The organism is Sphingobium wenxiniae, from assembly GCF_007830065.1.
In the GTDB taxonomy this organism is placed as follows: domain Bacteria; phylum Pseudomonadota; class Alphaproteobacteria; order Sphingomonadales; family Sphingomonadaceae; genus Sphingobium; species Sphingobium wenxiniae.
The window spans coordinates 35,798-50,638 of record NZ_VLKK01000007.1 but is presented as its reverse complement, the minus strand read 5'-3'; the positions used below and the strand labels follow the sequence as shown (position 1 = coordinate 50,638).

Below are 14,841 nucleotides of genomic sequence, written 5' to 3'. Positions count from 1 at the left end.
AGCGTAAGCCTGGGGAGCGTCACCGCCTTCGCGCGGACTGACGGTCAAAGCGTCCCCTTCACGCCGCGAACACGGGCCAGCCATGCAACCATGGCTGGCCCATTGCGTTGGATGCCCTTAAAGATCGGGCCACGCGACAACGCGAGCAGGGGAATCGACCGACATATGCACATGGTGACGGCGCTGTTGGGCGTCTATCGCGCGGAGATCGGCCTCGTCCTCCTCGCCTGCATGTTCGTCGCCTTCCTGCGCGAACGCTATCCGGCCAGCGTCGTCGCCGTGCTCGGCGCCTGCGCCTATGCGGCCTTGGGGCTGATCGACGAAAAGGGCCTTTTCTCCGTCTTCGCCAATCCCGCGCCGCTGACCGTCGCGGCGATGCTGGTGCTGTCGGGCGCGCTGATCCGCACCGGCACGATCAACCGCGTCGCCGACCTTATCATGACCCGCGCGCAGCGGCATCCGCGCCTCGCCCTTGCCGAAGTGACGGTGGGCATCGTCATCATCTCCTGCTTCCTCAACAACACGCCGGTGGTCGTGCTGCTGATCCCCATCGTCTTCAAGCTGGCTCAGGCGACCAGTATCCCGGTCAAGAAGCTGCTGATCCCGATGAACGCCGTCGCGGTGATGGGCGGCTGCATCACGCTGATCGGCACGTCCACCAACCTGATCGTCGCCGGGATCGCGGCGGAGCAAGGAATGGAGCCGATCGGCATCTTCGCCATTTCGCCTTATGGCATAGCGGGCACAGTGGCGGGCATCGCGACGCTCGCCTGCCTGTCCTTCCTGCTGCCCAGCGACGAACCGTCCATCGGCGGTGAGAATGGCGGAACGGTGCAGGATTACCTCACCGAACTAGTGGTCCCGCATGACAGCGACCTTGTGGGCCGCGAGATCGGCTCGCTCAGCCTGTTCAGCCGCTCGGTGGTCCTGCTGGGCCTTAAGCGTGCGGGAGAAATCCGACGCGGCGACCTGAAGGAGGAGGAGCTTCATGCCGGAGACCGGCTGATCGTCCGCGCCGACGGCGCCGCCATCATGACCCTGCGCGAATCGGGCCGTTTCGAACTCGGCATCGCGGCGGATTCCGAAACCTCCTCCCATGAAGGCACGGTGATCGAAGCGATGGTCGCGCCCAGCCATCCCTCCACGGGCGAACGGCTGATGGACATACCCTTCCTCCACGCGCTGCGCGTCCGCATCATCGGCATGCATCGCTCACGTCATCTGGCTGGCCCCGATCTGGGCGATGCGCGCGTCCGGGGGGCCGACCGCCTGCTGATCGCGGGCAGCGACGACGCGGTGCGTTCGCTGCGCGACAACCCGCATCTGATGGGCGTGGACATCAGCCGCACCCGTGCCTTCCGCCGCAACAAGGCGTGGATCGCCATCCTGTCCATGGCCGCCGTCGTGACCTTCGCCGCGCTGAATGTCATCAGCATCGGCCTTGCCGCCTTCCTCGCGGTGGGCGTCATCCTCGTCACCCGCTGCATCGACGCGGAGGAGGCATGGAGCGCCATCGACGGCGACGTGCTGGTGCTGATCTTCGCGATGCTGGCGGTGGGTCTTGCCTTGGAACAGGCGGGCAGCGTCGCGCTGATGGTGGGGTGGATCACCCCGCTGCTGGAAGTCGCGCCCACATGGTCGCTGGTCTTCGTCATCTATTTCTTCGCGCTGATCCTGTCCGAATTGCTCAGCAACAATGCGGTCGCCGCACTGATGACCCCCATCACCATCGCGCTTGCCCGCCAACTGGGAGTCGATCCGTTGCCGCTGGTGATCGCTCTGATGATCGGCGCGTCGGCCTGTTTCGCGACGCCTATCGGCTATCAGACCAATGCGCTGGTCCACGCGGCGGGCGATTATCGCTTCGCCGATTTCGTGCGAATCGGTGTGCCGCTGAATATCGTCGTGGGACTGGCGGTGTGCACCACGCTTGTGCTGCTGAATTAGGTAAATTCGGGCCATCCGAAAACGGCCAATTGCGGGCATTTGCCGAAACATCAACATCCGTTCTTCCTGGGTAGGGGCTGAGCGAAGTCGAGGACCCGTATCGAAGGGTCAAGCGTGCCCTATGTCCTTCGATACGCCCTTTCGACAAGCTCAGGGGCTACTCAGGACGAACGGATGTGGGAATGGCGGATAGTCCGCTCTCCGCCCATCTCGCATCAGGTTTTCTCCACGTACCCTGGGAAACGCCAATCCCTGACGGGCGGCCCTGTCCCCTGTCGCGCCAACCGGGCAAACGGGCACGGCAAGGAGAAACCCCATGACCAGCCTGCCCTTCGTTCAGGTCGATGCCTTTGCCGATGCGCCCTTCACCGGCAATCCCGCCGCGGTGATGCCGCTCGGCCAATGGCTTGCCGACGATGTGCTGCAAGCTATCGCCGCGGAAAACAACCTGTCCGAAACCGCCTTCACCGTGCCCACGCCCGACGATCCGGATGCCGATTATGCGCTGCGCTGGTTCACCCCGGCGGTCGAGGTGAAGCTATGCGGCCATGCCACGCTGGCGAGCGGCCATGTGCTGATGGAGCGGGACAGCGTCCGCTTCCGCACGCGCCATGCCGGCATACTCACCGTGTCGCGGGCGGAGGAGGGTTATGCGCTGTCGCTGCCGGCGTGGACCATGGAACCGCGCCCGCTCCCCGATCTCGCGGCGGGCCTTGGCGGCGCGCCGCTCGAAAGCCACTGGCGCGAGGAAGGTTACAGCCTGTTCCTCTTCCCCGATGCCGCCGCCGTCCGGGCGCTCTCCCCCGATTTCGCGCGGCTCAAGGCGCTGGGCGACATCATGCTAATCGCCACGGCAGCGGGCGCGGGACCGGATGGGGACAGCGACATCGTCAGCCGCGTCTTTGTCCCCGGTGGCGGCGTGGATGAAGACCCCGTGACCGGATCGGCGCATGGCCTGCTCACCCCCTTCTGGGCGGAGCGGCTGGGCCGCAAGCGGATCAGCGCTTATCAGGCGTCGGCGCGCGGCGGCCGCATTGGCTGCGCGCTGGAGGGCGACCGGGTGATCCTGACCGGCGCATGCCGCACGATGATAGAGGGTCGCTTTTTCCCTTAACCCGGAAACAGCGCCATCAGCCTCGCCAGCCCCTCCTTCAACGCCTCGCGCTGTTCCTTGCGCGGCGACATACCGATCCGCACCACGGTCAGTTTCTGCCCCGGCGACACGAGGATATATTGCCCGTTATGCCCGACGCAGCCGAACAAGCTGTCAGGCGCGATCCCTGGCATCAGCGCGCTTTCCCCGCTCGCCCGGTTGCGCCACAGATGTGCCCCATAGGCCGGGTTGCGCGGCGAAGGCCGCCGCATGAAGTCGATCCATTTCTCCGGCACGATCTGGTGCCCGTTGGGCGAGCGCCCCCGGTTGCGGAGCAATTCCCCAAAGCGCGCATAATCCCGCCCCGTCATGTGCAGGAAGCTGCCGCCGATCATGGTCCCCGCCGCGTCATATTCCATCGTCAGGCTCTCAAGCCGCGCGGGCGTCTTCAGCCTGCCGTCGATGAACGTCTGCATCGCCCGCCGCCGCGCGTCGGGGTCGCGGCTGTTCGTCAGCATCCGCGCCATCAGTTCCGCCAATATCGTCGTGCTGCCCGTGCTGTAGGAGAAGGTCGAGCCCGGCGCATGGGCGAGCGGCTTCGCCTCGGCATAGGCGGCCATATCCTGCGCCCCGTCAGTGAAGAGCATCCGGGCGGTGTCGCCCCGCTCGACCGGCTTCGTCTCCTCCACATGGTCGAGGCCGGAGGTCATCGTCAGCAGCTGCCGCAGCGTGATCCGTCCGCGCGGATCGCCCGGCTGGCCCCATGCCTCGACCGGCACCGGCGAATCGAGGCCCAGCCGCCCGTCCGACACCATCAGGCCCACCAGCACCGCCGTCACGCTCTTGGCGATGGACCAGGACAGGAGCTTCGTCTCCGCCCCGAATCCCGGCGCATAGCGTTCCGCGACGATCCGCCCCCGGTGCATCACCACCAGCACGCGGGTGTCGCCCATAGCGCCATCCTCGAACAGCGGATCGATCGCAGCGCGGATCGCATCCTCACCCACATCGCCGTCGCTCGCCACGCTATAGACCGACACGGCGGCATTTTGTGCATGCACGGCCCAGGCCCCCGTCGCGCCCAGAACGGACAAAAGAGCCACCCCCGCGCCAAGGCGCTTTACGCTGATCCGATGGAGCTTCATAAGCCGCGCCTTAGCACGCGTTTTCGGAAAGGGGAGCATGTCCGCACGCCGCACATGGTTTTATGGGCTGACCGCGCTGGTCGTGCTGCTGCTCGCGCTGCTGGCGTGGAACTGGCGGGCCCTGAACGCGCGCGGGGCGCTGGGTGCGGCTTATGGCGCGCGGGTCGCCTGCTCCTGCCGTTATGTCGAGGGGCGCGACATGCCGAATTGTCAAGGCGACAAGGAACCCGGCATGGCCATGGTCTCGCTCAGCGACCATCCCGATGCGCGCGCCGTCAGCGCCAGCGTGCCGCTCATCGCCTCGCGCACGGCGCGCTACCGGCCGGGCTGGGGTTGCCTGCTCGATCCCGTGCGTTAAGGCAGGCCCCATGCGCCCCGATATTCCTACGTTGCTGCACGACATATTTGGTTTCCCCGGCTTTCGCGGGGTGCAGGAACAGGTGGTGGGCCGCGTCATGGAGGGGCAGGCGACCCTCGCCATCATGCCGACCGGTGCGGGCAAGTCGCTCTGCTATCAATTGCCGTCCGTGGCGCTGGAGGGATGCTGCGTCGTCATCTCGCCGCTGATCGCCCTCATGCACGACCAGCTTCGCGCGGCGCAGGCGGTCGGCATCCGCGCGGCCAGCCTCACTAGCGTCGATGCCGACTGGCGCGAAACGCAGGACCGCCTGCGCAGCGGAGACCTCGACCTCCTTTACGTCGCCCCCGAACGCGCGAGCGGTGAGGGCTTCCGCACCCTCCTGCGCTCCGCAAGGATCGCGCTCTTCGCCATAGACGAAGCGCATTGCGTCTCCGAATGGGGCCATGATTTCCGCCCCGACTACCGCCTGCTGCGCCCGCTGCTGGACGAGTTCGCGCACGTCCCCCGCCTCGCGCTCACCGCCACCGCCGACGCGCACACGCGGGAAGACATCCTCGTCCAACTCGGCATCCCGCGCGAAGGCATGATCATCGCGGGTTTCGACCGGCCCAATATCCGCTACGCCGTCCACCCCCGCGACGGCCTGCCGCGCCAGCTTGCCGACCTCGCCGCCGCCAATCCCGGCCCCGGCATCGTCTATGCGCCCACCCGCGCCGCGACGGAGAAGCTGGCCGACGGCCTCGCCAGGACCGGCCGCCCCGTCCGCGTCTATCACGCTGGCCTCGACCCGCAGGTCCGCGCCGCCAACCAGGCCGCCTTCATCGCCAGCGAGGACATGGTGATGGTTGCCACCATCGCCTTCGGCATGGGCATCGACAAGCCCGACGTGCGCTTCGTCGCCCATGCGGGCCTGCCCAAATCGATCGAGGGCTATTATCAGGAATCGGGCCGCGCAGGCCGCGACGGCGAACCAGCGCAGGCGCATCTCTATTGGGGCGCGGAGGATTTCGCCCGCGCCCGCCAGCGCATCGCCGAACTCGATCCCACCCGTCAGCAAGGCGAGCGCGCCCGCATCGCGGCGCTCGGCGCGCTGGTCGAAACCGGCACCTGCCGCCGCGCCATATTGCTCCGCCATTTCGGCGAAAGCCCGCCCGCGACCTGTGGCAATTGCGACAATTGCATGAGCCCGCCCGCCAGCATCGACGCCACGCAGACCGCGCAGAAATTCCTCTCCGCCGTCTATCGCACCGGCCAGAGCTTCGGTGCGGGCCATATCGAATCGGTCCTGACCGGCGCGACCACCGACCGCATCCGCGAGCGCGGCCATGACAAGATCTCCGTCTACGGCATCGTCGACGCGGATGAGACGGCGCTCCTCCGCCCCGTCTCCCGCGCCTTGTTGGTCCGCGACGCGCTCGAAATCACCGAGCATGGCGGCCTGATGCTCGGCCCCAACGCCCGCCCCATATTGCGCGGCGAGGAAGAGGTCCGCATCGTTCTCCCTCCGCGCCGCGAACGGCGCAAGCGCAACGCCCGCACCGGCAGCGAAGCCAACCCCGTGGGCGATCCGCTGTTCGACGCCCTGCGCGCCTGCCGCCGCAAACTGGCGCAGGAGGCGGGGGTACCGCCCTATGTCGTCTTCCACGATTCCACCTTGCGCGAAATGGCGGAACAGCGCCCCACGACCCTTGCCGAACTCGGCCGCATCAGCGGCATCGGCCAGCGCAAGCTCGACGCCTATGGCGACGCCTTCCTCGCCGCGATCCGCCCTTATCTTTGAAGCGACTATATCCTCGGCAAACGCTCCGACTTGATGACCGCAAATGGCCGAAAGCAGCCATCGCAACAAAAGGGGTTTATCCTGCGACATATGCGACGCCAAGCATGGGACAGGCCCTTGACCCGCAACGGCGAAACGGCAACATCGCCCTATCCTGAAAAACCCCGAAAGGACCATCGCCTTCCATGTCCGTCGCCTATCTGAACGGCCAGCTCCTTGCCTTGGAGCAAGCTCAAGTTTCCGTGCTCGATCGCGGTTTCCTGTTTGCCGACGGCATCTATGAAGTCGCCGCCGTGATAGACGGCCATCTCGTCGACAGCGCCGCGCATCTGGCCCGGCTGGAACGTTCGGCTGGGGAAATCGGCATTTCCCTTCCGATCTCCCCGGCGGAAATCGAGGCGGTGCAGAAGGATCTCGTCGCCCGCAACAGCCTTGGCGAGGGTCTGGTCTATCTCCAGCTTACGCGCGGCGCGGACGCAGCCCGCGATTTCCTGCCCTCCGCCACGATCCAGCCTACGCTGGTCATGTTCGTGCAGGACAAGCCCTTCCTCGACGTCCCCGCCGTCCGCACCGGCATCTCGGTCGCGACCATGCCCGACCTGCGCTGGAAACGGCGCGATATCAAAAGCGTCATGCTCCTCGCGCAGGCGATGGCGAAGCAGGCCGCCAAGGCCGCCGGCGCGCAGGAGGCATGGATGGTGGAGGACGGCTTCGTCACCGAAGGCGCTTCTTCCACCGCCTTCATCCTGACCGATGAAGGCATCGTCACGCGCCCCTACTCCCAAGCCGTACTGGCAGGCTGCACCGGCGCGGCGCTCACCGCGCTTGCGGAGGAAAGCGGCCTCAGGGTCGTCCGACGCCCCTTCACCGTAGAAGAGGCGCTAGGTGCGCGCGAAGCCTTTATCACCAGCGCATCGACGCTTTGCCATTCGGTCGTGCGGATCGACGGCCGGACCATCGGTTCGGGGCTACCCGGCCCGGTCGCGATGCGGCTGCGCGAACTTTATATCGACGTTGCCCGCCGCACCGCTTCCTAGAGCGAATAGGAAAAAGCATCCGATCTGGAGGGAAATACCGAACCGCGCACAGCGGAGAATTCGGCAAATGCGGGTTGCGTGATCGGCCCATGCAGACCCTGTCGGGCGCATGATCGCCTTTCCCTCCACATTGGAGAAAAGATGGGGCTACCTTAGCCAGACATTGCGATAGAATGAGAACATAACAAGCACGGGAGCAGTCACATGACCATCGATTTTCCCTACGGCAAAGAAGAGGGGATCCTACCCTTGTCTTTCGGGAAAAGGGATGACCGTCCGGGCCTGCTGGTTTTGACCGATATGGCGGGAACGGATGGCATCGCGGCCGTCGCCGATTCCGCGGGGTTGCGCCTGCTGGAGGTGATCGGGCTGGAGGATGGGCCGTACCGGCTCGACATCCAGCTCGGCTGCGACATCATCCTGCTGTTTTGCGACAAGCCCAGTCCGATCTTGGAACGGCTGCTGGTTCAGGTGGAAACCTTTGCCATCCAGCGGGAGATTCCCGTCATCCTCGTCGCGGGCCTCGATACCGTCGACCTTGCCTATGCCTGCACCCGCAATGATCGCACCCAGTTGTTGTGCCAGCCTGACGAAACCGATCTGGCCGCCGCCCTCCTCACCGCCGGAGAAAGCGCGGAGGCGGTCCAGTGCGTCCACGACATCAGCAGCGATAGCGACGGCATCCGCCTGCAAAAGCTGAGCGATGAAGTCAGCCGCATCGCCCGCACATTGGAATCGCTGACCCAGAGGCGGCCCCAGGCTGCGCCGTCCTTCGAGCTGGGCCCCCGCATTTCCGATCGGCCGAGCGACTATGTCGGAATGCCCGTGCTCGCGCCCCTGGGCGGAGAATCGGCGGGTCTTGACGGCAAGGAACACGTCACGGCCCAGCAGGTGCGCGACCTGCTTCGCGCCCGCCGCCTGCGCGACGAGTTCCTGCCGGGGGACCTGTTCGCCGATCCGGCATGGGACATGCTGCTCGATCTGTTCGCCGCGCGGCTGGAGCAGGAACGCGTATCGGTGTCCAGCCTGTGCATCGCATCGGCCGTGCCGCCCACCACCGCACTCCGCTGGATTCGCACGCTCACGGAAAAAGGGCTGCTGCAACGGCAGGCCGATCCCCACGACGGCCGCCGCATTTTCATCGCCTTGGCTGACAATGCCGCCGCCGCCTTGACCGAATGGTTCAGCGCCAGCCGAAGATTTCTAAGCTATGAAGGAAGAAGCGGTTCCTTGATTGACCCCGTATGAAGCGGCTGCGCGGTCTTAAATCAATGAGAGTCCGCGCGCGATCCGGGCCTGCGCGATTTCATCCATCAGGTGGAATTGATCTTCCCAATCAATGTCCATCGAGGCCCCTTCTTCCATGGGGAAGAAGCAGGATTTGTCCGTTATGCGATCTCCGGCTGAGCGCATCACCTCGAACGGCATAATGTAGATCGCATGATTGATCTCCCATACAGGGGGAAGATCCTGGCTGCGCGGCCACTTTTCAGCCGAGTTGTCATAGTTGAACGGCCTTCCGTCGCGCCACAGAAATTTCTGTATCCGGGTCGCGCTGACAAGGCTGTCATACCCCTCCGTCAATGCCTGCTCATAGGCGTCGATTGCCTCTTCGTAAATCCGACTCGTCGCGAAAGGATGGGTGACGTGGGTCCAGAATATGGTTCCGTTATCGCGCAAATGAGCGATATAGTCAGCGATGAACCGCTCCATCGAGGTGGCGCTGACCCCATATTGGTCGGGACGCTCAAGCGCGACGACCCGGTCGTCCACTTCCGCTGCGAACTGCCGGGCATAATCGAGCACTATGGGATCGTTGGAAGAGACGATGATCTCATCCAACCTGCCAACCTTGTGCAATTGCCGGAGTTTCAATTCCAACAGACCGCCGTCCAGACCGGCGAAGGGACGGGTATTCTTATTCTTCACCCGCTCGCTGCCCGCTCGGGCCGGTAGAAAACCTATATATCCCAAAACCACCTCCGGACGACCATTCCTGTCTTGCCGCTGTTAGTCCTTTCACGCATGGACGCGCAACAGGCCGCTTTCAAAAGGGCATTGGCCCATCTATATGCCCAACCTCGCCCATCGGAGACAGGTTTAGATGTTCCCTTCCTATGATGACCCGATTGAAAAAAGAATAAAGCGCTTCAACTTCGATCCGGCATTGGCGAATAAAATCAAGTCCACGAAACGCTGCTTCGTGCTCGGCATGGGGCCGAGTTTGGAAAAAATCGATCCTGCAGGCTTAGGAGATGAATTTGTTATCGGTACGAACTTCATTCTTCGGACGGACTTCAAGCCCGACGTAATTTGTGTCGTTGACAATCGGCGTTTCGATTATGAGAACTGGTCCAAATCAGATGTCAAAGTCATTACGGTAAAGCAGATATCCGAACGCCGTGGCGAACAGATGAACGATATAAACCATTACGCTGATGTAGATTATATCGATTACAATACCGGCTTACAAACAAGCGTTCTTAAAATTTCTGATTTTGATAATCGCTTTGCGACTGTAAATTTTTCCGGTTCTGTCATAACGGACCTGGTTATTCCATTTGCCTGCTATCTTGGGATGAAGGAGATATATGTCCTCGGCCTCGATGGGGCCGTGGCAAGCTTCCCTTCTACTCATATCACAGGACATGAAGCGAACTATCAGGCAGCTCTTCCTTCAAGGCTGTTCCATCTTCATGAAAAAAGCGCGCAATTAGCCGCACGCAGGAACGTGAAGGTTTTCAACGCTTCCCCGGGCGGCGTGGTAGCGGCCCTAGAGAAGGTCTCGCTTGAGAGGGTAAAGCCAAATGCCGTTCGCAAGGCATATGACGGGGTGGTAGACGGACGCTTCATCGTGGTCGATGGACATATTACAAAGGTGGAAGCAGTCGACGGCGGATACCGCATTGTCCACGAACGTTCCAGAAAGGTCATTCGTCACAAGAATGGCAGGGTGATCTTCGATATCGATGATGGATCGGCGGCTTTCAAGGCAGACTCCACTTTTTCGGTAGAACCTTCCTTTGTCCGCAGGGATTGGGTTTGCTTTCTGTCCACCAATGCAAAGGGCCGATATATCACGGCCTTGGATGAGCTAGGCGGTTACCGGCTCAAACCTTATGCGGAAATCTTCAGCGCTTACTTTTCCTCCTTCAAACTGTTCGAGGATTGGGATAGCGCAGTGGAACGCGCCGAGCATATGAAAGCCCTGAAAAATCTGGACAAGATCAGGCAATCCATTGGGACCGCGATGGTGGCCGACGACAAGCGATAGAGCATTGTTTGCGCCAAGGGCGCGTTCGGAACTCTCCGTTCCGAGGCGCGCGGGATGTTTCCCGTTCGGCGCGCGAAAGTTCTCTTGACCAACCAGCCTTAACGCCTGTAACCCGCGCACACCCCCACGGGGGCGATTAGCTCAGTTGGTAGAGCGTCTCGTTTACACAGAAACTACGTGGATGAGTTACGGCGTTGAAATCACGCTGTTTTCTTCTGACCTGTGTTCGGGACTTCGGGAATAGTTCGGGACTCCGACGCTTCCAGGGCATTGCGGACATCGTCGTCAAAAGCATGGGCATAGCGCAGCGTCGTGCGGATATGCTTGTGGCCCAGCGCCTTTTGCGCGGCGGCCAGATTCCCGGTGCGCCGCAGGATACGCGTGCCGCGCGTGTGGCGCAGATCGTGGAACCGGAAATCCTCGATCCCAGCCTCGTCCAGGGCGGCTTTCCAGACCTTGCGCCATCCATCCTTGGAAATGGGGTAGCGTTGCCCTTTCCGGCGCTTCTGGCGGCTCGAGGCGGCCACGTAGGTGAATACCTGCGCGCACACCTGTTGCTGAGTCGCGATCAGCGCGATCATCTCAGTGGTCAACGGGCGCTTCACGCGGTTGCCGCCCTTCACTGTCCGCCATGCGATCTTTGATGGGAAATCCAGATCGGACCAAAGCAAGGTGCGGACTTCGCTGACGCGCCAGCCTGAGAGCAGCGCGAATTTGACGAAGGGGTGATAATCCTCCCTGATCGCATCCAGCAGCTTGTCTTCTTCTGCGAACTGAAGTTCGCGCGGGTCGTTGTCACGCTCCGCATAGCGCATACTGCCCCAATCCGGCATTTCACCGATGTCGTATTTGGCGCGATCGGCAAAGCGCCACAGGGCGCGCGCGACATCGATTTCCCGATTGACGCTGGCGCCGGAGACGAGGGCAGCGCGGTGTCGGAAATAGTCGCCGATCGCGACTTGGCTGATATCGCTGATGAAAGCATTGGGGCCGAGCGCATTGATGAGGGAATCAAGCCACCCTTCGGTGGACCTGTCCCAACGGCCCTGACGGCGCAGCTTTTCTTCGTAGATCCCGGCGATCTTATCGAGCGAGATGACCGGCTTCGGTTTGAGATTTAGAACTGCCTCGACGCGCTTCTGGCTTTCTACCGTTTCGGCCGCGCGTTTCGTTTTCTGGCCCGTCGAGCCGTGAAATCTGCGACCACGATGTTGGAAGTCGTAGAGGTAGACCGCTGATTTTTTCGGCTTGTAGACGGACATTGATGATCCTCGCGGACGCGGCTCGCCACATAGGCGTCGCAATCCTCAGGGCGGTAACGAATCTTGCGCTGCGTTATGGCGACGTAACGAATATGGCCCTGCTGGCGCAGGCGACGCAAGGTCTTGTCGCTCACATGCAAGCGTTGCGCCGCCTCTTCGGGTGTCAGGAGGATCGGCGGTTTCACGCCGCGAGCCTCTTGGCGACCAACTCTTTTTTACGCGGCGGTATCCAGTAGGTCGGGGCGAAGGGTCGGCCCCCGGCATCGAGCATGGGCGCGCGCTGCATGTCCCACACGATCCACATATAGTCGATCTTGCCATTTTCGAATGCATCGTCGCCCAGCTGGGCGATGACGTCGCCGGGGGGCATGGAAGGCCGTTCGGACAATATCCAGATGCTCGCGGGCGTCAGGTGACTAAACAGACGATAGCGGCCTTCGCTGGACAGCCATTTGACCGGCAACAGGGCGCACACCTTGTGGGTGGCGATCGTCATGGCGCGGCGAATGCATTTTTCGGCCAGGCCACGCACCAAGCGTCCATCCTGAAAGGAAAAGGGCGGGTTCATAACGATAGACAGGCGATCCGATGCTTCCAGCAAATGGAGCTGGTCGCCAAGAAAGTCATGGCGGCCGAGAAACTGACGATGATCGATGCGACGGTCGAACAGGTCGGTCCCAAAGGCGCTGAAGCCGCGTTCGGCCAGCGCCTCCGGGATATGAAGCTGGCCACAGAAAGGATCGAGATAGGTGATGCCGCTTTCCAGATCGAGCATGTCGATCAGGCGGTGAGTCACCCATTTTTCCTCCACATACCAATCCCAAGGATGGCGGGTGCTGCCCTTCGGGCGCGAGGTGAGTTCGCCACTCATGCCGCAATCCTCATCTCTTGAAGTGCTGCGGTGCCCCATTGATCGGCCATCGCGGCGGCAATGCCGGGGAAGAACCGCGGGCGCTCTTTTGCCTGTTTTGCATTTCCGGGCATCCGATGGACCCGCGACCAGCGCTTATGCTCGTCAGTCCCTCTGGCTGGCGGGACTAGCCGGTCAGTGTCGACCAGCGCCGGAAGGTTCTTGAGCCATAGACAGGTGCGTTTGAATTCGGGATGGCCGAATTGCCAAGGCTGCACCGACTGGCTGAACTCCCGATAATTAATGATGCGCTGCTTTGCGTGCCGGTGCATGATCGGGTTCTCGACGGCGATGCGCTCGATTGGCGCGTTCCAGAAGTCGGAGAACAGTGCCGCGCCCTCGTCCAGTTCGGCCCACATATCCGCAATGGTGCGGCCCGGTGGCGGCGTCGTCAGCCAGCGCATACCGCTGTTGCACAGTCGAGTGCAGGGCGGGTGAGCGACGATCAGCAAATCCCAGCCGTCATCCAGATAATCGCGGGCATCGCCGGTGATATGACGGTTGCTGCGCTTTTCATCCGGCAGCAGGTCACATGACCATGCATCATAGCCTCGCGCCAAAAAGGCGTCCCGGATCGTGCCCGAAAATTCGCAAGCGACAAGGATGCGAGGAATCATCACGGCTGCACCGCATTTCGGCCCGCGTCAGTGATCCTCCACAAGGCGTAGCCGCCGGGTGTCGTTGCTGGCTTTTCGACATAGCCCCAGCGTTCCAGTCGCCGGAGCATGGTATAGGCCGCAGCCGGGGTTCGGCGGCGGATGAACGTCATGCCGCAGGCGTAAGCGACCCGGCAGGTCAGATGTGGCCCTTCTTCTGCGAGGTAGGACAGCGCCTTGTGGTCATTGAGGGAGAGTTTGTGATTCACCGGCGTTCTCCCTGGGCGTTGGCGAGCGCCCATGCGATGATGAAGGGGATCGCCAGCAGGGCGGCGATGATGAACAGAGCGCGGATCAGGGCTTTGGTCATGACCGATCCCCGGTGATGCGGTCAGCGACGGCGCTGGGCGTATTTTCCGCGAGGAACCGGCGGGCTTCTAGGCAGTTGGCCGACCATGCCCTGACCTGGCCGGCGCGCCATGTCTGGCTGATCGCCTGACGAAGCGGCTGGGGAAGCTGGAACCAGTGCGGGCGACACATGAGGATGCCGCGACGGACCGGGACCGTGCATCCCGGCGCATCGCAGGTGCGCTGGGCGGGCTTGCGGGCGGCGACCATCAATCGATCCCCAGCGCGTTTTTATAGGTTTCGAGCAAGGCATCAGCTTCCAAGCGGGCGTGACGTTCCACCTTCCGCAAGCGAACGATGGAGCGCATCGTCTTCGTGTCGAAGCCCTTGGACTTGTATTCGGCGTAGACCTCCTTGATGTTGTCGCTGATCCCCTGCTTTTCTTCTTCGAGACGCTCGATGCGCTCGATGCCGTTACGCAGGTCTTCGGCTGCTGCATTATCGTGGGACATGGAAATTCCTTTCAGCGGTTAAAAAATTGGAGGCAGGCGGAGAGAAGGCGCGCGAGGCGCGGCCTGTGCGGCGCACAGTGGGCGCAGGCGCAGGTCATGGGATGAATGGCGGAGCGATTGCGGCGGCGCATGATCAGCGCGCCTCCCTGGCCGCGATCTGCTCGCAGCGGGTGCACAGGGCCTCATTCTCGCGTGACCATGTCACGTCGTCGCCGTTGGTGTCATATTGGCTGGTGAATTCATCCCAACCGCAGCCGGTGCAAAGCCGGGGATGCTGTTCGGGCGGGAGGTCGGCCAGCTGGCGGTAGACGTCCGCCGAAAAGGGCATGGCGCGGGACAGGTTCACATTCCATTGCCCACGGACACCGGGATGCTCCAACCCCGCGACATTGCGTTCGACATCGGCCTGATGCTCTGGCCGGTGCCAATAGGGCCGCGCGACTTCGGCGATCGACAGGCGAGCAGACTTACGGCGCAGCCGGACATAATCCCAAGGCATCATGACGGGCTTAGGCGGTTCGGGCGTGGCCAACATGGACAGGAGGGAGGGAACGTCTCGCATGGTTCGTCCTTTCA

Annotated in this window: 17 protein-coding genes; 7 read left to right on the top strand and 10 right to left on the bottom strand. The window is 62.7% G+C overall.

What is annotated here, in order from left to right:
• The first annotated feature begins 165 nt into the window (after positions 1-165).
• Together IQ35_RS10785 and IQ35_RS10780 are read left to right on the top strand one after the other, a co-directional pair.
• Positions 166-1,947 (top strand): SLC13 family permease, encoded by a 1,782-nt coding sequence (locus tag IQ35_RS10785; protein WP_145073453.1) that lies wholly within the window; start codon positions 166-168, stop codon positions 1,945-1,947.
• A gap of 316 nt (positions 1,948-2,263) precedes the next feature.
• Positions 2,264-3,061, top strand: coding sequence for a PhzF family phenazine biosynthesis protein (locus tag IQ35_RS10780; RefSeq protein WP_145073450.1), 798 nt, complete (start codon positions 2,264-2,266; stop codon positions 3,059-3,061).
• On the opposite strand, the gene IQ35_RS10775 is transcribed toward IQ35_RS10780, so the two are convergent.
• A complete protein-coding gene (locus IQ35_RS10775; RefSeq protein ID WP_145073447.1) occupies positions 3,058-4,185 on the bottom strand; it encodes a serine hydrolase domain-containing protein in 1,128 nt (375 codons plus the stop codon). The genes IQ35_RS10780 and IQ35_RS10775 overlap by 4 nt on opposite strands.
• 37 nt (positions 4,186-4,222) lie before the next feature.
• On the opposite strand from IQ35_RS10775, the gene IQ35_RS10770 reads away from it, so the two are divergent.
• The 4 genes from IQ35_RS10770 (at position 4,223) to IQ35_RS10755 (ending at position 8,611) form a co-directional block, all read left to right on the top strand.
• Positions 4,223-4,543 (top strand): hypothetical protein, encoded by a 321-nt coding sequence (locus tag IQ35_RS10770; RefSeq protein WP_145073444.1) that lies wholly within the window; start codon positions 4,223-4,225, stop codon positions 4,541-4,543.
• 10 nt (positions 4,544-4,553) lie between these two features.
• On the top strand, positions 4,554-6,326 hold the full coding sequence (gene recQ / locus IQ35_RS10765) for a DNA helicase RecQ (protein ID WP_145073441.1): 1,773 nt from the start codon (positions 4,554-4,556) through the stop codon (positions 6,324-6,326).
• Positions 6,327-6,511: 185 nt separating this feature from the next.
• Positions 6,512-7,363, top strand: coding sequence for a D-amino-acid transaminase (locus IQ35_RS10760; protein ID WP_145073438.1), 852 nt, complete (start codon positions 6,512-6,514; stop codon positions 7,361-7,363).
• Between the two features lie 204 nt (positions 7,364-7,567).
• The gene (locus tag IQ35_RS10755) at positions 7,568-8,611 is read left to right on the top strand and encodes a winged helix DNA-binding protein (RefSeq protein WP_145073435.1); all 1,044 of its coding nucleotides are present in this window, start codon (positions 7,568-7,570) and stop codon (positions 8,609-8,611) included.
• A gap of 15 nt (positions 8,612-8,626) precedes the next feature.
• Here IQ35_RS10755 and IQ35_RS10750 read toward each other — a convergent pair whose 3' ends face one another.
• The gene (locus IQ35_RS10750; RefSeq protein WP_021245072.1) at positions 8,627-9,343 is read right to left on the bottom strand and encodes an acylneuraminate cytidylyltransferase family protein; all 717 of its coding nucleotides are present in this window, start codon (positions 9,341-9,343) and stop codon (positions 8,627-8,629) included.
• Positions 9,344-9,467: 124 nt separating this feature from the next.
• Between IQ35_RS10750 and IQ35_RS10745 the strand changes: the two genes are divergently transcribed.
• Entirely contained in the window at positions 9,468-10,637 is a 1,170-nt protein-coding gene (locus IQ35_RS10745; RefSeq protein WP_145073432.1) for a 6-hydroxymethylpterin diphosphokinase MptE-like protein, read from the top strand.
• Positions 10,638-10,837: 200 nt separating this feature from the next.
• Here IQ35_RS10745 and IQ35_RS10740 read toward each other — a convergent pair whose 3' ends face one another.
• From IQ35_RS10740 to IQ35_RS10705, 8 genes are all read right to left on the bottom strand, one after another.
• Positions 10,838-11,899 (bottom strand): tyrosine-type recombinase/integrase, encoded by a 1,062-nt coding sequence (locus IQ35_RS10740; protein ID WP_145073428.1) that lies wholly within the window; start codon positions 11,897-11,899, stop codon positions 10,838-10,840.
• A complete protein-coding gene (locus IQ35_RS21905; RefSeq protein WP_145073425.1) occupies positions 11,785-12,084 on the bottom strand; it encodes a helix-turn-helix domain-containing protein in 300 nt (99 codons plus the stop codon). Before IQ35_RS21905 ends, IQ35_RS10740 begins: the two co-directional genes overlap by 115 nt.
• Entirely contained in the window at positions 12,081-12,770 is a 690-nt protein-coding gene (locus tag IQ35_RS10730) for a hypothetical protein (RefSeq protein WP_145073422.1), read from the bottom strand. Before IQ35_RS10730 ends, IQ35_RS21905 begins: the two co-directional genes overlap by 4 nt.
• Complete coding sequence (locus IQ35_RS10725; RefSeq protein ID WP_145073685.1) at positions 12,767-13,426, bottom strand: hypothetical protein; 660 nt, start codon at positions 13,424-13,426, stop codon at positions 12,767-12,769. The genes IQ35_RS10730 and IQ35_RS10725 overlap by 4 nt, the downstream gene beginning before the upstream one ends.
• Positions 13,426-13,674, bottom strand: coding sequence for a hypothetical protein (locus tag IQ35_RS10720; RefSeq protein ID WP_145073419.1), 249 nt, complete (start codon positions 13,672-13,674; stop codon positions 13,426-13,428). Before IQ35_RS10720 ends, IQ35_RS10725 begins: the two co-directional genes overlap by 1 nt.
• A 97-nt stretch (positions 13,675-13,771) precedes the next feature.
• The gene (locus IQ35_RS10715) at positions 13,772-14,023 is read right to left on the bottom strand and encodes a hypothetical protein (RefSeq protein WP_158636657.1); all 252 of its coding nucleotides are present in this window, start codon (positions 14,021-14,023) and stop codon (positions 13,772-13,774) included.
• Positions 14,023-14,265, bottom strand: coding sequence for a DUF2312 domain-containing protein (locus IQ35_RS10710; protein ID WP_145073412.1), 243 nt, complete (start codon positions 14,263-14,265; stop codon positions 14,023-14,025). The genes IQ35_RS10715 and IQ35_RS10710 overlap by 1 nt, the downstream gene beginning before the upstream one ends.
• Positions 14,266-14,398: 133 nt before the next feature.
• Positions 14,399-14,827: a hypothetical protein gene (locus IQ35_RS10705; RefSeq protein ID WP_145073409.1), complete on the bottom strand. Its 429-nt coding sequence runs from the start codon at positions 14,825-14,827 to the stop codon at positions 14,399-14,401.
• Between the last annotated feature and the right edge of the window lie 14 nt (positions 14,828-14,841).